Genomic DNA, 20778 nt, shown 5'->3' with positions numbered 1-20778 from the left:
GGCTGCACCGCCCGGTGCCACCAATGCCTGAGAAAGACCCCCGATGGAAACCATCTATACGGAAAAACACAAGCTCCGCGACGCCAAGACGGAGCTCTGCGGCGGTGAGCTGGTCGAACCTTTCGAGCGGCCCAGCCGCGCCGAATACGTGCTGGATCGCGTCCGCGAAACCGATCTGGGCCCGGTCAGCGATCCCGATGATTTCGGCATGGACCCGATCCTTGCCATCCATGATACCGAGTTCGTCGCCTTTCTGAAAACGGCCCCCGCGCGCTGGAAAGAGGCGGGGTTTAACGGTGAGGCGATCCCCACAACATGGGTCGGGCGGCGCATGTCACATATCCGGCCAAACCATGTCGAAGGCCAGTTGGGCTACTACGCGCTTGCCGGTGAAACGAGCCTGACGGAAGGCACATGGGAGGCCGCCTACGCCAGTGCGCAGGTCGCACTGACAGGGGCGGCCCGTATTCGTGCCGGTGCGGGGGCTGTCTTTTCGCTTTGCCGTCCACCGGGCCATCACGCGACGGCGGATATGTATGGCGGCTATTGCTTCTTCAACAACGCCGCGATCAGCGCGCAGCATTTCCTTGATCAAGGGGCCAAACGCGTTGCGATCCTCGATGTTGATTTTCACCACGGGAACGGCACGCAGGATATCTTCTATGACCGCAGCGATGTGTTTTTTATCTCGTTGCATGGCGACCCGCTGGAGACCTTCCCCTATCACCTTGGGCACGCCGAAGAGACAGGCAGCGGTGCCGGGACAGGCTTTAACCTCAACTTCCCAATGCCACCCGATACACCGTTTGATGTCTGGCAGGCAGCCTTGCACAAAGGGCTTGCGCGCATCGCTGAATATAAACCCGACGTGCTGATTATTTCACTTGGCGTTGATACGTTCGAAACCGACCCGATCAGTTTTTTCAAACTGAAAAGTGATGATTTCCTGACCATGGGTGCCGATATCGCCAGTGCAGGGCTGCCAACCCATTTCATCATGGAAGGGGGCTATGACGTCGATGAGATCGGCGTCAATGCGGTCAACGTTCTGCAAGGATTCGAACGCGCGAATGCCCCATAAACGATTGGGCCGGATCAGCGCATGCGCGTATTGATCCGGCGCCACTCAGCCAGTGGCGACCTTGTTCACGGTGTCTTCGCTTTGTGACTGCTGCGATGGGCGATAGGTCAGATAGCTATGCTGCGTAGCAATGTGATCCGCCACAAATTTCGCATCATGCCACACGCCCCAGATAAACGAGGAGCCGCGCCGCGACTGCCATGGCAGTCCGAGGAAATAGATCCCCGACTCTTTTGAAACACCGCGCGCGTGGATCGGCTTGCCGTTTGCATCAAAGGTATCGACCTGCAGCCAACTGTAGTCGCAGGAAAACCCGGTGGCCCAGATGATCGACGTCACCCCCGCCTCAGCCAGATCAAGCGTGCGGATCGGCTGCGTCAGACAGGCGGGGTCGGGCCAGCGCTTGCGCTCCTCCGGGTCCGGCGGCAGATCGAGGCCCAAACGCTCGATATAGGCGTCCGCCTCATCTAACAAAGATCGGTGATTTGCATCCCCCTTCGCGATGTTCGCGCGCAGGTCATCCGCAAAATGCAACTGGCCCTCCCGGAACGCCTGCGTTCGGCCCACAAGCTGCATGCCCTGCGCAGCAAACCGCCTGAAATCAACGGTCCGCCCGCCATTTGCACCGCTGACGGCAATGGTCACATGTTCGGTCCCCGGTCCGGGGGTTTGCATGTCCCATTTTCCCAGAACACCCAGCCACCAGCAGAAATCACGCCCCCGGTAGGCGCGTGGCGGGCGGTCATGTGGGCCGACCGACAGATAGACCTGCCTGCCTGCATTCATCAGTTCTTCGGCGATCTGCGCACCGGATGACCCGGCCCCGACGACCATCACCGCCCCTTTTGGCAATTGCGCGGGGTTGCGGTAGGCGTTGGAATGAATTTGCATAAGGCCATCAGCAGGCGGCACCAGAGCGGGCGTGACAGGATCTTGAAACGCGCCGGTTGCCGCAACGATATGCTGGACCTCAAAGTCACCACCGGTTGTTTTGACATCGAAACCGCCACCCGCCCTGCGCCGCGTGACCTGTTCCACCTCGACCCCGCAGCGCACCGGCGCGTTGATCTGGCCTACGTAATCGACGAAGTAGTCGGCAACAGCCTCCTTAGGGATAAAAGCATCATGATCGGGGTCATCATAATCACGGTTCGGAAAGCGGTCGTGCCAGGCCGGACCATTGGCGACCAGCGAATCCCAGCGCGACGTGCGCCAACGCTCCGCGATCCGGTCGCGCTCCAGCACAACATGCGCAATACCATGCGCGCTCAGATGCTCGCTCATGGCGATACCGGCCTGACCGGCACCGACAACCAACGTATCTGTTTTTTCAGCAGGCATGGTTTGATCCTTTCACAGGTTTCGACGGTGCAGGTCTTGATCAGGCAACCTAGGCCGCACATCTGGCCTGCGAAAACAGTAAATCATTCAGCACTGCTTAGGCTGAACCTAAAGTACCACGTCTCAGGCGCGCCCTTAGCCACAGGCTAACCACCAGTGAGGGAGACCGTGCGTTGTGTTGGCGCAAAAGCCCATGACTCTGCCCGTGATTTGCGGCACGCTCCGGCGCAATCTGGCCGCGCGCGCGGCTACGACTGGCACAAAGGGAAATGAGAATGGCGCATACCCGTATCCGGAAATTCAACACATCCGACACCTATCCAGAGCAGAACCTCGATAATGACCTGTGTCAGGCCGTGGTCACGCAGGGCGGCAAAACCGTCTGGCTGCGCGGCCAATGCCCGCAAAATCTGGATGACGCGGTCAATCTTGACAGCCATGACCCAGTCGCACAGACCCATAAGGTCATGCAGAACATCAAACAACTCATTGAAGAAGCAGGCGGCGGGATGGAGCATCTGGTCAAGGTTGTCGTCTACATCACCGATGTGCGCCACCGCGAGGCCGTCTATCGCACCATGGGCGCATACATCAAAGGCGTGCATCCTGTCTCAACGGGTCTTGTGGTGCAGGCGCTTGCCCGCCCCGAATGGCTGGTTGAGATTGATGGCACGGCGGTGATCCCGGAATGACCTTTTCCATTGTCGCCCGCTGCGCTGACACGGCCATGTTCGGCGTTGCAATCTCCTCCTCCTCACCAGCCGTTGCCGCCCGCTGTTCCTATGCCCGTGCCGGAATTGGCGCGGTTGCCTCACAAAACATCACCGACCCCAGTCTGGGGCCGCTGGCGCTGGATCTGATGGCGCAGGGTCTGGACGCGGCGCAGGCAATCGAACAGGTGCGCGCACGGGGCAAGCACATTGAATATCGTCAGGTGCTGGCCGTTGACGCCGCAGGGCGCACCGCCATTCATTCCGGTCCGAACTCACTGGGCATCTGGACACAGGCGACGGCGCAAAACGCAGCCTCTGGCGGGAACCTGTTGGACAATGATGGTGTCCCACAGGCGATGCTGGACGGTTTTTTGCGCAGCGAAGGCCATATCGGTGATCGTTTGATCTCAGCCCTGCGCGCGGCGCTTGCAGCGGGCGGAGAAGCCGGACCGGTTCATTCAGCGGGGATGATGATTGTCGACAAAGTCAGCTGGCCCGTTGCGGATTTGCGCTGCGACTGGACGACCGAGTGCCCGATTGAAAACGTCGCGACCGCGTGGGACGTCTACAAACCGCAACTGGAGGCTTACGTCCAACGCGCCCTCGATCCGCGCGAGGCGCCCTCATATGGCGTTCCGGGCGACGCCTGACGGTTACGCCTTTGGCGAAAGACGACCCAGCGCCTGTTTTGCCTTTGAACTGACCCTGCAACCCTACCAGTGGCACATTTTTCAGCCCGCGCGATGAAACGCTCTGGCCTGAACCTGATCTTTCGGTGCATGCATAGGGTATGTAACGCGGCATGACTCCCCGGATGGATAAAAACAAAGCGTGACCCAGATCGAACGGCAAAACACATGCTAAGGTTCACCCTACGTCAGTTGGAATACTTCGTCGCGGTCGGCGAGATGGGCAGCATTGCACTGGCGGCCGAAAAGGTGAACGTGTCCTCGCCGTCAATTTCTGCGGCGATCAATCAGCTGGAAAAGGAATTCGGCCTGCCGCTGTTCGTGCGTCAGCATGCGCAAGGGCTGTCGCCGACCCTCGCGGGCCGCGAGATGCTCAAACAAGCCAAGCTGGTGTTGCAAAACGCTGAAGGTCTGGTTGATCTGGCCGCAGATATTTCCGGCAACGTGCAGGGCCCTTTGTCAATTGGCGGGCTTTTGACGTTTGCGCAGGTGGTGGTCCCCGCCCTCAGGGCAAGTTTCGAAAAGCTCTATCCAGACGTCCGCGTAACACAGCATGAACTGGATCAGGCGCAGATCTTCTCGATGCTCAGGCGCAGTGAAATTGACGTTGCCCTGACGTATGATCTTGATTTGCCGAGTGATCTGAAATTTCAACCGATTGCGACACTGCCCCCTTACGCGATTTTATGCGAAGATCACCCTCTGGCAGGACGAGCCAGCATCAGCGTCACCGATTTGCTGGGCTTCCCGATGGTGCTGCTCGACCTGCCCTTCAGTTCCGAATACTTTCTGTCGTTCTTTGGTGCCACCGGCCTGAAGCCGCAGATCGCTGAAAGGACCCGCGATATGGCCGTGATGCGCAGCCTTGTTGCAAACGGTTTCGGGTTTTCGATCGTGAATGTGCGCCCTCTGAATGATCTGTCCCCCGACGGTAAACCGCTGCGTTTCATCCCCCTGGAAGGCGACATGCGCCCGATGAAGCTGGGACTGTTGACCTCATCCGAGGCGGAAAGCGTCAATGTCATCCGCACCTTTATCGAACACTGCAGGAACGAGCATAAAGACGGGCATGTACCCGGATTAAACCTGATCCGGGACCTTTGAAGCACCAAGCCTTAGGGCCGTCCTAATCAACGCTTTTGCAAGCCCGACTGTTGAGGTCACAGGGAGCCGGGTAGACTGCCGCAAAGGCAGCTGTAGGAGATAAGAGTGCGCGATCCACGCTACGATATTCTGTTTGAGCCGATGCAGATCGGGCCCGTCACCGCGAAGAACCGGTTTTATCAGGTGCCCCATTGCAATGGCGGGGGGTATCGTGACCCGTCAGCTGCCGCCGCCATGCGGGGCATCAAATCGCAGGGTGGATGGGGCGTTGTGTTTACCGAGCAATGCGAAATGCACCACACCTCCGAAATCACGCCGTTCATCGAATTGCGCCTCTGGGAAGATAAAGACATCCCGCAGCTGCGCAAAATGTCGGAAAAGATGAAGGAATACGGTGCCTTGGCGGGTATCCAGCTTGCCTATTCAGGGATAAATGGTCCGAACCTTTATACCAAAGAGGTCCCGCTGGCCGTGTCTGCCATGCCGATCCGCACCTTTACCAATGACCCGGTTCAGGCGCGTGCGCTGGACAAATCCGACATTCGCGATCTGCGGCGGTGGTTCGTGAACGCGGCCAAGCGATCCAAGGCGGCAGGGTTTGATCTGATCTGCCTTTATGGCGCGCATGGCTTTGGCATTTTCCAGCACTTTCTGAGCCGCGCCACCAATCAACGCAGCGACGAATATGGCGGCAGCCTTGAGAACCGCGCAAGGTTCGTCAATGAGGTCATTACCGAGATAAAGGAGGCCGTCGGGGACACGATGGGCATCACGCTGCGTGTCTCGCTGGATGAGACAATCGGTGATCTGGGGTTTTCAAACGCCGAGGTGCGCGACTTTATCGAGATGAACCGCGATCTGCCGGACCTTTGGGATCTGGCTCAGGGCACTTGGGAGGATTGCTCCGGCCCCTCACGGTTCAAAGAAGAAGCAGCACAAGAGCAACTGGTTCGCGGCATTCACGAGTTAACGGACAAGCCGATTGTAGGCGTGGGGCGGTTTACCTCGCCCGACGTAATGGCCAAGATGATCCGTTCGGGCACGCTTGACTTCATCGGCTGCGCACGCCCATCCATCGCCGACCCCTTCCTACCCAAAAAGATCGAAGAAGGGCGGATCGAGGATATCCGCGAGTGCATTGGCTGCAACATCTGCATAACGGGGGATATGACCATGTCGATCAGCCGCTGCACGCAGAACCCCACCTTCATGGAAGAATGGCGCAAAGGCTGGCACCCTGAACAGATGAACGCCAAAGGCGCCAGCGAAAACGTACTGATCGTGGGGTCTGGCCCGGCGGGTCTGGAGGCCGCACGCGCCCTGTCTGAACGCGGATATGAAGTGGCCCTTGCCGAAGCAAGCACCGTTTTAGGCGGCCGCGTCACCCGCGAGCGGCAATTACCGGGGCTGAGCGCATGGGGCCGCGTCGTGGATTATCGCGAATACCAGATCAGCCAGAAACCCAACGTCGAAACCTATTTTGACAGCGAACTGGACGCGGGCAGCATCCTCGAATTCGGGTTTGAAAACGTCTGTATCGCAACGGGGGCGCAGTGGCGTCGCGATGGGGTGAGCCGACAGCACGTGGTCCCGATGCCGCTGGATGCCAAGATGCCGCTCTATACACCCGACGACATCATGGGGGGCACAAAACCCGCCGGCAAGGTCGTGATCTATGATGATGATCACTATTACATGGGCGGCGTTCTGGCTGAACTATTGGTTCAGGAGGGCTGCGATGTCACGATCGTCACGCCCTCTGCCTATCTGTCGGACTGGACGGTGAATACGCTTGAACAACATGCGATCCACAAGAAACTGGCTGGTCTGGGCGTGGAAATCATCCTCAACCATGGTGTTGCTGAAATTGCGCAGGATCATGTCAAAGCCAACTGCGTTTACACGGATACGATCCGCAATTACGCCTGCGAAGCCGTCGTGATGGTCGCCTCAAAACACGAGAACAACGGCGTTTATCTGGACCTCAAGTCCCGCGAGGATGAGTGGGCGGATGCGGGCATAAAGTCGGTGAAGCTGATCGGCGATGCCAACGCGCCCGGCCCTATCGCGTGGGCCACTTACGCAGGTCACAGATATGCGCGCGAACTCGACGGGGACGACATCGGGGATGCCCTTCCCTTTCGCCGTGAAATAACCGAGCTAGCACGAGATTAAACCGGAGCCTTCATGCCGCACCCCACCCGCACTCTGGCGTTGCTCGACAGATTGGTGGCCTTTCCGACGGTCAGCCGTGACAGCAACCTCGATCTGATCGACTGGGCCGAGGCGCTGCTGAGCGGGTGCGGCTTTGAGGTGACGCGGATCTGGTCACCGGCGCGCGACAAGGCAGGGCTTTTTGCGCGGATCGGACCTCGGATCGACGGGGGCATCTGCCTGTCAGGTCATACCGATGTTGTGCCTGTCGAGGGGCAAAACTGGACCCGCCCAGCCTTCAAGCTCACGCAAGAGGGGGGGCGCGTTTTTGGGCGCGGGGCGACGGATATGAAGGGGTTTCTGGCCTCTGCCCTCGCCATGGCGGAACATGCACAGTCGAGATGCCTGAAAGCCCCGCTCAGCCTCGTTTTGTCCTATGATGAAGAGATCGGCTGCGTCGGGCTGCGCGAGATGCTGCCAGAGCTGAAGCCCCTTATCGCGAGACCCGATGTCGTAATCGTCGGCGAGCCGACCGCCATGCAGATCGCCATCGGGCACAAGGGCAAATCAGCGTTGGACATCACATGCCACGGGCAGGCAGGTCACAGCGCGCTGGCCCCGCAATTCGTCAATGCGATCCATGTGGCGTCCCATTTCGTGACCGAATTGCAAGCACTTCAGGCCAGACTGGCCGAGGGAGTCAAAGACGATGCCTATGACATCCCCTATTCCACGATCCATGTCGGGCAGATTTCCGGCGGGCAAGCGCTGAACATCGTGCCAGACCTTGTGACGCTGAGCATGGAATTCCGGCATCTTGCCGATGCATCACCCGGCGACATTCTGGCCGAGATCAACGCCGCCGCCACGCGCAGCACACAAGCCTTCGCCCCGGGCGGCGCAGTGACGATAAAGCAGCGCACCAGCTATCCGGGATTGTGCGTTGCACCGGATGCCCCGGCGATTGATTGGGCCCGCAAGATAACCCAAGGGGGAGAGACGACCAAGGTTGCCTTTGGCACCGAGGCCGGTTTTTTCGCCGAACTTGGATTGAACACGCTGGTGATTGGGCCGGGCGATATGGCGCGCGACGGGCATAAAGCGGATGAGGGTCTCGACCTTGCGCAACTTGATCAATGCGATGCAATGATGACGCGTGTGCTGCAGGATCTGACCGGCTAAGACAGCCGCGCAGTTGCATCCTTTGGCCACGCAGCCCGATACGGACCGCGCGGCAAAGTCAATGGCTTTACGCAGCCACCTCGGTTTCGGGCATGGCCTCAGAAGCGACTGGCATCTGCGACCATTCAAGGTCGCCCTCATAGCGCCACGCCATCTGGCCATTTTCATCCAGCGCGAACAAATGCAGCCAGCGGTTGTCAAACAAGGCCCGCACCCCGTCATGACGCTTGAGAATATCACTCATCGCTTCGCGCGGCGCTTCGATGCAAACCGACAGGCGCAAAGGCTCATGGGCGAAATCTTCACCCTCATGCACGGATTGCCATGGCAGGCCCGTGCGCAGCGTCCCGCCGTTGCCCTCAACGACGCCGATGCCGCCTGTGACATTGTGCAAAAGCTTGTTGCCGGAGCCGAACACATCGGGCGACACGGTCGAGCCATAATATTGCAGGCTGATCCAGCTGGCGACAACGACGGGGGCGGTCATGATCAATTCCAGCACGCCGAACCCCTTGTCCTGCTGCCAATCGTAGTCATGCAGAAACGCCCGCCCCTCAAGGCTCCTGCCCGCTGTCCGCTGGCGCGGGGCCGCGACAAAGGCCTTGCATCCGGCCAAGGCCCATTCCGGCCGGGTTTCCGCCCAGTCTCTGGAACGCAGGGCGATATCGTCAGTCCCATCCGCCCGCGGCAAGCGCAGCGCACGTTCCGCGCGGGTGACGGACCCTGCGGACAGGAACCACGCCTTGGCCTGTTTGAGGTCAGCGGCATGCGCCTTTGACGGATGATCCGCCTCATAAAGCGTGACCGCATCGGTGGTCGTGTCATGCAACGCGCCGACAAAGATCGTATCTTCGGGGATCGTAATCCCACGTTCAACCAACCCGCTGCGCACGTCCACATTGTTCAGCAAACCGGCCAGCAGACGCGCGTTCACCTCACCCGAATACCCGCCACAGGCCCCGCAATGCAGCCCGCTTGCAAAAGGGTTATTGACCACATTGGCCCCATGTCCCGCCAGAACGACGAGACGCGCAAAGTTGTCGGTAAACGACATGGCCCGCAGAATGGTTTCCGCCGCATCCGTTTGCGCGGCCAGATCAACCGACGGGTCCAGCCGGGGCATCGGCCCGCCCGGCACGTCATTCGGGGCCATGTTGAGCGCATCGCGCACCAGTTTGCCCGCATAGATTGGTCCCGTCGCCTCCACAAAGGCGAAAGAGGAAACCGCCGCCAGTTTGAACCGGCCCCATGCCCGGCTGGCGCGGGCCTTGAAACGGGCCGTCTGATCCGCCTCTGCATCATCGCCCTGCGACGTGGACGTCAGACCGGGGTTGAGCAGAACCGGCAGGCGCAACTCATCCACATCCGAGGCAAAACCCTTATGCGCGGGCGTCAAACCAAAGAAACCCGCAAAGCCAAGGGTCTTGATTTCAGGCGTCAGGCTTTCGAGCGCGCGCCTGAAGACCTCTGAACGCACGTCGATGCAAAAGGCTGCCTGCAGCGCAGGGCGCGTGTCGTCAGCCTTGGGCGCGGGCATGGAAAACGTCTCGGCCAGATCTCTTTGACCTGCCCGCTCCCACGCCTCTTGCAGCACCGCGTTCACCTGCAAATCCGCATCCGACAAGACGGGAGCGGCATGTGCAGCCACGACCTTTTGCCACTCGGCACCGATCTCTTCTTCGTATTGGGTGAAAAGCGCTTCTTCCCAGAGCAGCCGGATCGTCAGCATATCCGTGATTGTCGCATCGCTCTTGCCGGCAAGCTCTGCCTGCCACAGCCGGTAGCGCGCTACTTGCCCCCAACCGCCCAGCGTGAACAACAGCTGATGCAGGTAGGTCTCAAGCGCGGCATCGCTCAGACCCAAACGGTTTGCCGCCCGCGTGCTTGCCTGATCCGCCGTATCGGGCGTTTCGCTGACAAATTGCGCAAAACCGCTCAGCCCGGCGATTTCGGGCGTCAGGTCATGGGTCGCGTATTGGCGCCATGCATCATAGGCCCCGCGCCTGTGCGGCGCAGCCCAAAGCGCCTGACCCTGATCAAAATACCCCGCCGCCCAGAGACCAATGCGATCCGCGAGGATGCCGGGCCAGTCGATGCCGGATGCTTCGGCGGCAAGGTCAGCCAGCGTTGGCAAAGGTTTCTGCGCGCTCTCGGGCTGTTCGGCACGTGCTTTCAGGGCTTCCGGATCAGCCGCCGCTGTCGGGTTCACGGCCAGAGCCGCCGACAGGTCCGCATCTGTAATCGTGCCATCCGCGATCCGCGCGGCATACCACGCGCGCGGCATCGTGACCGACACGCCCCCGACACGGCCCAGCCGCGCCCCTGCCTGCGCCAGCGTTTCAGCGGTCTGACCGAGGTAGGGGTTGACCGCGACAGAGGACGCGAGTGGCCAGAGCGGCGGGATCGCACGCGCGGCGGCATCACCGGCAGCATTGAGGTTTTCAAGCGAAAGTTCGGAATTGGTATTCATGATCTTGATCCTTTGCTGCGTTCAGGAAGCACGTTTGGTTGACCAGCTGCGCAGCAGCTTGTCGAAGACGGCATTGGCATAAAGCCCGTTGGACAGATGCACCCGTAATCCGGCGGCGGCAGGGTGATAGGCCCAGAGCGGGAACATCGCCTGCGCAATCGCAACGATGCCAAAGCTGAGCAGGGCCAGAACGATCAGCGCCCATTCCAGCGGGCCCGGTGCCGGTGTGGCGGGCAATGTGCCAAACATCAGCCACTCCGCCGCGGTTTGTAGCGCGAAATACCCGAATGCGGCGGCGACCGAATAGGCGGCGGTGCGCTGTGTCAGAACCTTTGGGGCGGCATCCGCCAGCCCCTGCGCCAACAGGTAAGCCACGCCGAAAATCAGGATGGCCCCCAGCACGATGGCCTGCGGCGACTTTCCGGCGACACCAAAGATGAACCCGACGACCGCATAGATCGCCAGCGCAATCACAAAGGCACGCCCGACCGCCTTGCCATTCGGGATGGCGACAGGCCCGGGACGACGAATGGAGGCAACCCCATCCACCGCCATGCCAGAGGCCAGAAAGGCATGCGCCTTATAAAGCGAGTGGGCCACAATATGCAGCAGCGCGAGCGGGAACAGCGCCAGACCGCATTGCAGCATCATGAACCCCATCTGCGCCACGGTGGACCACGCCAGTGACGTCTTGACCGCCGACTGCGTCAGCATCACTAGACCGCCGAACAGCGCGGTAAAGCCACCGATGATGATCAGGACCGCCAGAACGGCTGGCGACAGGATCATCACATCCGCAAACCGGATCAGCAAAAATCCCCCTGCATTGATCACACCTGCATGCAGCAGCGCCGACACTGGGGTTGGGGTTTCCATGACTTCGGTCAGCCAGCCATGCATGGGAAACTGTGCCGATTTGAGGATCGCCGCCAGCATCAGCGCACCTGCGATGTAGACGGCGGTGTCCAGCCCCTCCCCCGCTCTGGCGGCTGCGAGGATATCCGCGATGTCACCGGTGCCATACTGACGATAGAGCAGAACAGCCGCGACCAGCAGTGCCACATCCCCAGCCCGCGCAGTGACCCATTTCTTGCGTGCGGCCCGCTGTGCAGCAACCCGGTCGGGATAATGCAGCAGCAGCTTGTGCAGGAAGATGCTCGTTGCAACCCACGCGAGCGTCAGCTGCACGATATTGCCCGCAATCACCAGGAGCATCACAGCCCCCAAGGTGGCACAGAGCCAGCCGGTAAATGGCCCTTGCAGCGGCTCGCCATCCATGTAGGTCGCGGCAAAACGCACCACGACCCAGCCCACAAAGGTGACAAGCAGCAGCATGACCGCGCTCACCGCATCAAGCCGGATGGAAAAGCCCAGACCCGAAAGACCAATAAGCCCGCTGGTTATCGGACCATTCAGGATAAGTAACACACCGGAAACAACCGCAACGGCCAAAGCGGCGAGCGACGCAGCCTCAACACCGCGCAACGTCTGAACAGGTCGTAACTGCTGTCCACGAAAGGCGAGGACGGCGGCAAAGATCAGGGCAAGGGGTGCCAGAAACGGCAGGACAGCGTGTAACAAAGCGAAGACTCCTTCTCGCGGGCGGATGCTCAGGTCAAGAGGTAGTCTGATGACTGATATAAATAAAATTCATTGTTTATTCTATTTCGTTCTGTTTTATAAATGCATATGTCTGAATTCAATTATCACCACTTGCGATACTTCTGGGCGGTGGCCCATGACGGCAATCTGACCCGCACGGCAGAACGGCTCAACCTGTCGCAATCCGCCGTTTCCATCCAGATCAAGCAGCTTGAGGCGCAGCTTGGCCATGCGCTGTTTGAACGGCGGGGGCGCCAGTTGATCCTGACCGAAGCGGGCCGGATCGCGCTGGATCATGCGGATGCGATTTTTTCGGCCGGACGCGAATTGGTGGGCACGCTGGAGGAACAAGGACGCGAGCGGCAGGCGATCCGCATCGGGTCCCTCGCAACCCTGTCGCGCAATTTTCAGATGGAGTTTCTGCGCCCAATTCTGGACCGGTCGGATGTGGATATCATCCTGCGCTCTGGCACCAGCGCCGATCTGTTGCGCGCGCTTGAGGCGTTGAACCTAGATATCGTGCTGATCAACCAGCCCCCGGCGCGCGATGCGGTGACCCCATTCGTATCGCACCGTTTGTCCGAACAGCCCGTCAGCCTTGTGGGCACGCCCGCGCGGCTGACCGGGAACCGCAGCCTGCCCGAACTGCTGAGCACAGAGCCGGTCATTCTGCCCATTGCAGACACCGGTATTCGGATCGGGTTCGATGCGTGGACGGAACGTTTGGGCATCAGACCCCAGATCGCCGCAGAGGTCGACGATATGGCCATGATGCGGCTGCTCGCGCGCGAGGGCGTTGGCCTCGCAGTTCTGCCGCCGATTGTCGTGCAGGATGAGCTGAACAGCGGTCGGCTGATCGAAGTGGGCCAGCTGCCCGATATTGGTGAGACCTTTTACGCGGTCACGATCACGCGCCGCTTTCCCAATCCGATCTTGAGCGACCTGCTGAAAAGCCGCGCGCTTTGAGGCATTCCTCCCATACGCAACATGTGCTGTTCAGCAGTACATCATCCTACATCTTTTGAAGGGCGTCTTTAGAAAACAGCGGCGCCTTCCAGAAGCTTGCGCGCATAGTCAGCGTGCAAAGGCGTTTTCGTCAGATAGCCCATGTACACGAACCCATGGTGTTTATTGTCGCCCTCCACATCAATGGACGCCCAACCGGTCAGTGCCCGCCCGGATGAATTGATCAGCGCCGCACTGCTGCGCCCGCTCGAATATGCAACAGAGCGGATATGAACCTTGTCCCCCTGCGACAGCACCTTGACCACGCGCCCGCCAAGGTACGCGGGCCGGTCGCGCATATTCAGCGTCCCATCGGGAGAATTCACCGCCGCCTCAAGCCCGAGGTCGCCCTGCATGTTGAACTTTTCGCGCCACGCTTGGGTCGGCAAGGCGGGGCCGGGATCAAGTTTGGCGTTGATCGACACATCATCATGGCCGACGATTTCGGTGATGCTCGGGTATTTGGCCACCAGCGCCTCGATCAGCGCCTCACAAGACGCCACCTGCGCGTCCGTGTAAGGCACCCAATGCATCACCAGCCCCGGATTATAGATCGACGACATCTTGTTGGCCTCGACATCCACCACTTTTGGCCCGCGCAGCTTGCCGCTGGATCTGGCATACCACCAGTGCCCCCCGGAAAAATGTTCATGAAAGCCCAGATTGACGAGACTGATCGCAATGGTTGACCCATTCAGGGACGATTGGTTCTTTAGGCCGGATGTCGCTTTGAAATTACTGCGCCCCGCGTGACCTGCACGCCGGTTGAACGCACGCGCCTGATGCAGGCTGCCATCCAGATCGACCAGCACATTATAGGAAAGACCGCGGGATTTGAGCGCGTTAACGGCCCCTGACAGGCTGGAACCGGCAGTGTAATGCACAACGATGCGCGTTGGCGTCATCGGGTTACCGGCCCCCAAACTCGTAATTCTCTTCGCACCATCGGCAAAATCATCGGAAATAGAAAGCATAATGCACCTCTGAAAATATGAATAAAAATATCTAAAAGATGCTCAACCTTAAGCCGAAATGGTGAAAAATCAAAATACAACCTGCACGGCAGTACACATCTGCGACGGCAGAGGTCGGTTACTTTGGATGGCGTTTCGTCAGGTTTACAAGGGAAAAGCGTGTCGTCTCACCCGCTCTTAGGGCCCCAGACCGCAGAAAGATCAGCTGTTCGCACGAGCGCACATCCGGGAAAACGACTACTGGCTGCGCGCCGCGCGTACCCAAGCCACAAGCGTTTCGCGCGCTTCGGCATCCATCTGCAAGGCATTCGGTGGCGGCATCGCGTGGCTGATCCCGGCCTGCAGGTAAATCTGACCGGCATGGCGTGCCACATCCGCTTCGGTTTCCAGATAAACGCCTTTGGGCGCCCATTGCATGCGCCCCCAAACGGGTTCGCGCGCGTGGCACATGGAACAATTGCCAACGACTGTGTCATAAGCCGCCTCAAAACCTTCAGCCGAGGCAAACCGCTGCTCATAGGCGGTCAGCGGACGCGCTTCTGCTTCTTCCCATGTTTCGTGACCAGGCACTGTAGAGAGCCAGGCGATGACCATCATCAACAGGACGGTGACGGCCCATGTCCAATGCGGCCCCTTGCCGGTGGCGTGCATCGTGTTGAAATAATGCCGGATCGTAACCCCGGTCAAAAAGATCAGACTGGCGATGATCCACGCATATTGCGTGCCAAAGGACAGCGGGTAATGGTTGCTGAGCATCAAAAAGATCACAGGCAGCGTCAGGTAGTTGTTATGCGTGGAGCGCAATTTGGCAATCTTTCCGTATTTCGCATCCGGTATGCGCCCCTCCTTGAGGTCTTTGACCACGATCCGCTGGTTGGGCATGATGATGAAAAACACATTCGCGGTCATGATCGTTGCGGTGAAAGCCCCCAGATGCAACAGCGCGGCACGCCCGGTGAATATCTGATTGTAGCCCCATGACATCACCACAAGGATGACAAACAACAGCAGCATCAACACGGTTGGCCTCTCGCCCAGCTTGGAGCGACACAAAAAGTCATAACACAGCCAGCCAATCGCCAGTGAGCCGCCGGAAATCGCGATACCCTGCCACAAGGACAGCTCAGCCTTTGTCGGGTCCAGCAGGTAAAGCTCCCCCCCGACCCAATAGACGATCATCAGGAGGGCGGCACCGGAAATCCAGGTGAAGTAACTCTGCCATTTATGCCAGATCAGGTGTTCCGGCATGTTTTCAGGCGCGACGAGGTACTTTTGAATGTGGTAAAACCCGCCACCATGCACCTGCCATTCCTCACCGTGGCATCCGGCAGGCATCTGCGCCGCCTTGCGCAACCCCAGATCAAGCGCGATGAAATAAAACGATGCACCGATCCACGCCATCGCGGTGATGACATGCAGCCACCGGACCGAAAAGGCGATCCAGTCCCAAATGATTGCCAGATCGTACATGGTTTCTCTCCTGTGTTGACGAGATGCACCCAGTCTATGCGGTGCTCGATTATTCTGCTATTGACACAAAAGACCAAAGAGCATCAAAAAAAACAAAACAATGTCGTATCTGGATAACATTCGCACCTTTGTCCGTGTCTACGAATTAGGCAGTATGTCCGCCGCCGGGCGCGATCTGCGTATTTCGCCCGCAGTGACGTCATCGCGCATCTCGCAACTTGAGGACCACCTCAGCGTGCGTTTGTTTCAGCGCACCACACGCAGCCTGACCCCGACCGAACAGGGCAAGGCGTTTTATGGCGGGGCCTGCGAAATTCTCAGCTCGGTCGAAAATGCCGAAGCACAAGTCGTTGATATCACCGAAAACCCCAAGGGCGCGCTTTATGTTGCGGCACCGCTTGGTTTGGGGCGACGCCTGATCGCGCCGCAGGTGCCTGCGTTTCTGGCGGCCTACCCGGAGGTCAGCATCCGTTTGCGCCTGACCGACCGCAAGGTTGATCTGACCACCGAAGGGCTGGATCTCGCGTTTTTCCTCGGCCAGCCTGCGGACAGCACCCTGCGCATCCGAAAAATCGCGGATGTGCCGCGCATTCTTTGTGCGGCCCCCAGTTATATCGCGGCGCGCGGCAACCCAACGTCTGGTGATGAACTGGTTGCGGACCGGCACGAATGCCTCAACTTGCGGTTTCCCGGCGCGACAGAGTTTCAGTGGCGGCTCAGGACGGAGGAGGGTTTGAAAAAATACCGTGTCACGGGGCGGTACGAATCTGATGACGGGGATGTTCTGACAGACTGGGCGCTGGCCGGGCACGGCATTACGCTCAAGCCTGTGTTTGAAATCAGTGACCACCTCAAGGCCGGGCGGCTGGTGCCAGTGGCGGCGAAAACCCCGCCCGAACCCAGCCAGATGGCCTGCCTTTTCACACACAGAAAGGGGCAGGACCCAAAAACACGTCTGTTCATGGATTTCGTGATTGAACGCATCGCCGCATCCGTGCGCGACGGCTCTGATCCGACCTATAGCGTCTGACGAAATATCTGATTTCAGACAGCGGCGGATTCTTCAGGTCTTTCGCATGACGTTTCAGCTGCCGCGATAGGTGGAATACCCGAAAGGCGACAGCAACAGCGGCACATGGTAATGCGTGGCCTCTGACATCCCGAAACGGATCGGAATGACATCCAGAAAACGGGGGGTCTCGGGCGCGACACCGATTGCATCGAGATACTCACCCGCATGAAAAACGAGTTCATAGGTGCCGGGTTCAAACGCATCCTCTGGCAAAATCTGCTGATCTGTCCGCCCGTCATCATTCGTAACCAGCGAGACAAGATGCTGTCGCGAATCCCCCTGCAACCGGAACAGTTCGATCCTGATGCCCTTGGCAGGGCAGCCGCGTGCTGTATCGAGCACATGTGTCGTCAAATAACCGGTCATACTTTCCTCGCATTGCTTTGACTGATTTATATGCAGAGTTCACTTCAATCAGCAAAGAAACCTTCACAAGAGGCTGCTTCGCATTTTTTTTGAAAAAGGATTGGATTGTTTTGATTTATACGTTGATCACACAAAAAGGATATGACTGTGAAGCGTTATCCCCGAAATATGTCCGGATACGGCGAGACCCCTCCGAATGCAAAATGGCCAAACGGCGCAAAGATCGCCGTGCAGATCGTTCTGAACTACGAAGAAGGTGGAGAGAACAACGTCCTGCATGGCGATGCCGCCTCGGAGGCGTTCCTGTCAGAGATAACCGGCGCGCAGCCTTGGCCCGGTCAGCGGCACTGGAACATGGAATCGATCTATGAATACGGCGCGCGTGCAGGTTTCTGGCGGGTGCATCGCCTGCTGAAAGACGTGCCGCTGACCGTTTACGGTGTGGCAACAGCCCTTGCGCGGGCTCCCGAACAGGTCGCAGCGATGAAAGCCGCAGACTGGGAGATTGCAAGCCATGGGCTAAAGTGGGTCGAGCACAAAGACATGCCCCAAGAAGAAGAGCGCGCGCAGATTGAGGCGGCCATCAAACTGCACCATGAAGTTGTCGGCACACCGCCGCGCGGCTGGTACACCGGGCGCTGCTCAAACAACACCGTGCGTCTGGTCGCCCAGACCGGTCAGTTTGACTATGTAGCGGACAGCTATGCCGATGATCTGCCCTATTGGATCAGGGAGGGCGCACGCGACCAGCTGATCGTGCCCTATACGCTGGACTGCAACGACATGCGTTTTGCCATTCAGGCCGGTTTCAGCACTGGCGATCAGTTTGAAAGCTACCTCAAAGACAGCTTTGATGTGCTCTACGAAGAAGGTATGGCCGGTCAGCCCAAGATGCTGTCCATCGGGTTGCATTGCCGCCTGATCGGGCGCCCCGGTCGCGCCGCCGCGCTGAAACGCGCGATTGAGTACTTCAAATCCCACGATGGCGTGTGGTTTGCCACAAGGCTTGAGATTGCCGAGCATTGGGCCAAGACACATCCGCCAGTCGACACGGCCGCCCCGTCTGACATGGACAAGGAGACCTTTGTGGCTGAATTTGGCGGGGTTTTCGAACATAGCCCATGGATCGCCGAAGCCGCACATGCGTTTGAACTGGGGCCTACGCATGACACGGCCCATGGGATACATCAGGCGCTGGCCCGTGTCTTTCGCGCCGCCAGCACAGACCAAAAGCTGGCCGTTCTAAACGCGCACCCCGATCTGGCAGGCAAGCTTGCCGCCGCTAAACGTCTGACGACGGAATCCACCGCCGAGCAAGCCTCCGTCGGTCTGGACCAGTTGACGGACGCCGAGCGCGCGGAATTCACGAAGCTGAACGACACCTATACTGCGAAATTCGGCTTTCCGTTCATCATCGCAGTGCGGGACAACACCAAAGCCAGCATCCTGAGTGCATTTCACAAACGGCTGGACAACAACCCCACGACAGAGCTTGACGCAGCCTGCACGCAGGTCGAACGCATCGCCGCGCTGCGCCTGTTTGAGAAGTTCGGCGCATGAGCGATACCGTGCACCTCGAACCGCTGACCGCGCTGGATTTTGCGCCCTTTGGCGATGTGTTGGAGGCCACAGGCACACCCGACAAGATGATCAACCAAGGGCTTTGTGGCCGCTTTCATGATCTTGCCCTGATGGATTTCACGCAAGGTCGCGCTGGCATCAGCCTGTTCTCGGCCGAGCCGGGCCAGTTGCCGCTGAAGCTTGAGATGGTGGAACGACACCCGGACGGCAGTCAGGCGTTCATCCCCATGGCGCTTAACCCGTTCGTTGTCGTCGTCGCGCAAGACATCGAGGGACACCCAAAGAACATACGTGCTTTCCTATCCGCGCCGGGTCAGGGCGTGAATTACCATAAAGGCACGTGGCATGGCGTGCTGACGCCGCTGCATGCGCCCGGTCTTTTTGCGGTCGTGGATCGCATCGGACCGGGATCAAACCTTGAAGAATACTGGTTCGACCACCCGTTAACGATCGACAAACCAAAATAAAAACTGGCCAGCAGGCCGGAACATCCAACAGAGGATACTTAACTGATGTCAGATACAGCTATCGGTACGGCAGAACAGCTGCGCGATCCCAATTACACGCCACCGCTTGTAAAAGCCGTCCCCTTGGGCATTCAGCATGTGCTGGCCATGTTCGTCTCAAACGTTACACCCGCGATTATCGTTTGCGGGGCGGCGGGGTTTGGCTTTGGCTCCAACAGCCCGGATTTTCCGCAGATGATCTATATGATCCAGATGTCAATGTTTTTTGCGGGCATCGCGACGCTGTTTCAGACCATCGGTCTGGGTCCCATCGGCGCGCGCCTGCCCATCGTACAGGGCACGTCCTTTGCGTTCATTCCGATCATGATCCCGCTTGTTGCTGGCAAAGGCGTGGATGCCATTGCCGTACTGATGGGTGGTATTGTGGCTGGCGGTTTGTTCCACGCGTTTCTCGGCCTGTTCATCGGCAGGCTGCGTTTTGCGCTGCCGCCGCTTGTGACCGGCTTGGTTGTGACGATGATCGGTCTGGCGCTGGTCAAGGTCGGTGTCCAATACGCGGCGGGCGGTGTTCCGGCGATTGGGACACCCGAATACGGATCGCTGATCAACTGGAGCATGGCGCTTCTGGTGATTTTCGTCACACTCGGGCTGAAGTTCTTTGCACGCGGCATGCTGTCAGTATCGGCTGTGCTGATCGGATTGCTGGCAGGCTACGCCTTTGCCTTTCTGCTTGGTGAAGTGTCCCTCAGCAACGTCGGGCGTGCGGCCTCCTTTGCCCTGCCCAACCCGCTGCATTTCGGGATGGAATTCACGGTTGCCGCCGTGATCGGCTTTTGCTTGATGTCCTTTGTTTCAGCGGTTGAGACCGTGGGCGACGTTTCCGGCATTACCAAAGGCGGCGCCGGGCGCGAAGCGACAGACCGCGAGATCGAGGGCGCGACCTATGCGGACGGTGTGGGCACAGCCATCTCAGGCTTTTTCGGCGCCTTGCCGAATACCTCTTTCAGCCAGAATGTGGGATTGATCGCGATGACGGGTGTGATGAGCCGGGGTGTTGTGACGATCGGCGCACTGTTTTTGATCCTATGTGGGCTGATCCCGAAAATCGGTGCCGTGATCTCGTCCATCCCGATTGAAGTCCTCGGCGGTGGTGTGATCGTGATGTTCGGCATGGTTGTGGCTGCAGGGATTTCCATGCTGTCTGACGTAAACTGGAACCGCCGCAACATGGTGATCTTTGCAATCGCGCTCAGCCTTGGGCTTGGCCTGCAGCTTGAACCCGGTGCCTTGCAGCATTTGCCTGATACGATGCGTGTTTTGGCAACCTCAGGCATATTGCCTGCCGCGTTGATCGCAATCGTACTCAATCTGGTACTGCCCGAAGAACTGACGGGCGAAGCGACAGAAGAAGTCTCCGGTGGCATGGCCGGTCACGGATCAGGGTCCCTGCCAAAAAGCGACTGAAGCACGTTGCGTTTGATTTGAAACGCACAGCGCTGCCTTTCCC

General features: G+C 59.0%; 17 protein-coding genes. 11 read left to right on the top strand and 6 right to left on the bottom strand.

From position 1 onward, the window contains the following. Positions 1-43 precede the first annotated feature (43 nt). Complete coding sequence (locus tag RLO149_RS01675; RefSeq protein WP_013960312.1) at positions 44-1081, top strand: histone deacetylase family protein; 1038 nt, start codon at positions 44-46, stop codon at positions 1079-1081. 45 nt (positions 1082-1126) lie between these two features. Here the strand turns inward: RLO149_RS01675 and RLO149_RS01670 are convergent, their stop codons facing one another. Continuing rightward, positions 1127-2422, bottom strand: coding sequence for a flavin-containing monooxygenase (locus RLO149_RS01670; RefSeq protein WP_013960311.1), 1296 nt, complete (start codon positions 2420-2422; stop codon positions 1127-1129). Positions 2423-2697: 275 nt separating this feature from the next. Here RLO149_RS01670 and RLO149_RS01665 point away from each other — a divergent pair, with 275 nt between their 5' ends. From RLO149_RS01665 to argE, 5 genes are all read left to right on the top strand, one after another. Then, positions 2698-3114, top strand: a complete 417-nt coding sequence (locus tag RLO149_RS01665) for a RidA family protein (RefSeq protein ID WP_013960310.1) — start codon at positions 2698-2700, stop codon at positions 3112-3114. Beyond that, a complete protein-coding gene (locus RLO149_RS01660; protein WP_013960309.1) occupies positions 3111-3785 on the top strand; it encodes a DUF1028 domain-containing protein in 675 nt (224 codons plus the stop codon). The genes RLO149_RS01665 and RLO149_RS01660 overlap by 4 nt, the downstream gene beginning before the upstream one ends. Before the next feature lie 207 nt (positions 3786-3992). Beyond that, complete coding sequence (locus tag RLO149_RS01655) at positions 3993-4928, top strand: LysR family transcriptional regulator (RefSeq protein WP_013960308.1); 936 nt, start codon at positions 3993-3995, stop codon at positions 4926-4928. A 105-nt stretch (positions 4929-5033) separates the two neighbouring features. Further along, on the top strand, positions 5034-7103 hold the full coding sequence (locus RLO149_RS01650; RefSeq protein ID WP_013960307.1) for an oxidoreductase: 2070 nt from the start codon (positions 5034-5036) through the stop codon (positions 7101-7103). A gap of 12 nt (positions 7104-7115) precedes the next feature. Further along, complete coding sequence (argE, locus tag RLO149_RS01645) at positions 7116-8264, top strand: acetylornithine deacetylase (RefSeq protein WP_013960306.1); 1149 nt, start codon at positions 7116-7118, stop codon at positions 8262-8264. A gap of 67 nt (positions 8265-8331) precedes the next feature. Here argE and RLO149_RS01640 read toward each other — a convergent pair whose 3' ends face one another. Beyond that, entirely contained in the window at positions 8332-10734 is a 2403-nt protein-coding gene (locus RLO149_RS01640; RefSeq protein ID WP_013960305.1) for a YbcC family protein, read from the bottom strand. A gap of 21 nt (positions 10735-10755) precedes the next feature. Next, the gene (locus tag RLO149_RS01635) at positions 10756-12315 is read right to left on the bottom strand and encodes a proton-conducting transporter transmembrane domain-containing protein (RefSeq protein WP_013960304.1); all 1560 of its coding nucleotides are present in this window, start codon (positions 12313-12315) and stop codon (positions 10756-10758) included. Between the two features lie 108 nt (positions 12316-12423). Between RLO149_RS01635 and RLO149_RS01630 the strand changes: the two genes are divergently transcribed. Further along, positions 12424-13302, top strand: coding sequence for a LysR family transcriptional regulator (locus RLO149_RS01630; RefSeq protein WP_044025501.1), 879 nt, complete (start codon positions 12424-12426; stop codon positions 13300-13302). A gap of 68 nt (positions 13303-13370) precedes the next feature. Here RLO149_RS01630 and RLO149_RS01625 read toward each other — a convergent pair whose 3' ends face one another. Together RLO149_RS01625 and RLO149_RS01620 are read right to left on the bottom strand one after the other, a co-directional pair. Next, complete coding sequence (locus tag RLO149_RS01625) at positions 13371-14315, bottom strand: N-acetylmuramoyl-L-alanine amidase (RefSeq protein ID WP_013960302.1); 945 nt, start codon at positions 14313-14315, stop codon at positions 13371-13373. Positions 14316-14552: 237 nt separating this feature from the next. Beyond that, complete coding sequence (locus tag RLO149_RS01620; protein WP_013960301.1) at positions 14553-15785, bottom strand: urate hydroxylase PuuD; 1233 nt, start codon at positions 15783-15785, stop codon at positions 14553-14555. Between the two features lie 100 nt (positions 15786-15885). Between RLO149_RS01620 and RLO149_RS01615 the strand changes: the two genes are divergently transcribed. After that, the gene (locus RLO149_RS01615; protein WP_013960300.1) at positions 15886-16815 is read left to right on the top strand and encodes a LysR family transcriptional regulator; all 930 of its coding nucleotides are present in this window, start codon (positions 15886-15888) and stop codon (positions 16813-16815) included. Between the two features lie 54 nt (positions 16816-16869). Here RLO149_RS01615 and uraH read toward each other — a convergent pair whose 3' ends face one another. After that, complete coding sequence (gene uraH / locus RLO149_RS01610) at positions 16870-17223, bottom strand: hydroxyisourate hydrolase (protein WP_013960299.1); 354 nt, start codon at positions 17221-17223, stop codon at positions 16870-16872. Between the two features lie 147 nt (positions 17224-17370). Here uraH and puuE point away from each other — a divergent pair, with 147 nt between their 5' ends. The 3 genes from puuE to RLO149_RS01595 are packed head-to-tail and all read left to right on the top strand — an operon-like array spanning position 17371 to position 20735. After that, entirely contained in the window at positions 17371-18783 is a 1413-nt protein-coding gene (gene puuE / locus RLO149_RS01605) for an allantoinase PuuE (RefSeq protein WP_013960298.1), read from the top strand. After that, the gene (locus RLO149_RS01600) at positions 18780-19271 is read left to right on the top strand and encodes an ureidoglycolate lyase (RefSeq protein ID WP_013960297.1); all 492 of its coding nucleotides are present in this window, start codon (positions 18780-18782) and stop codon (positions 19269-19271) included. Before puuE ends, RLO149_RS01600 begins: the two co-directional genes overlap by 4 nt. 45 nt (positions 19272-19316) lie before the next feature. Beyond that, on the top strand, positions 19317-20735 hold the full coding sequence (locus RLO149_RS01595; protein ID WP_013960296.1) for a uracil-xanthine permease family protein: 1419 nt from the start codon (positions 19317-19319) through the stop codon (positions 20733-20735). The last annotated feature ends 43 nt before the right edge of the window (positions 20736-20778 follow it).

It is taken from the genome of Roseobacter litoralis Och 149, assembly GCF_000154785.2.
Classification (GTDB): domain Bacteria; phylum Pseudomonadota; class Alphaproteobacteria; order Rhodobacterales; family Rhodobacteraceae; genus Roseobacter; species Roseobacter litoralis.
Note: the sequence above shows the minus strand (reverse complement) of the source record. Positions and strands in the feature narration are given on the sequence as shown.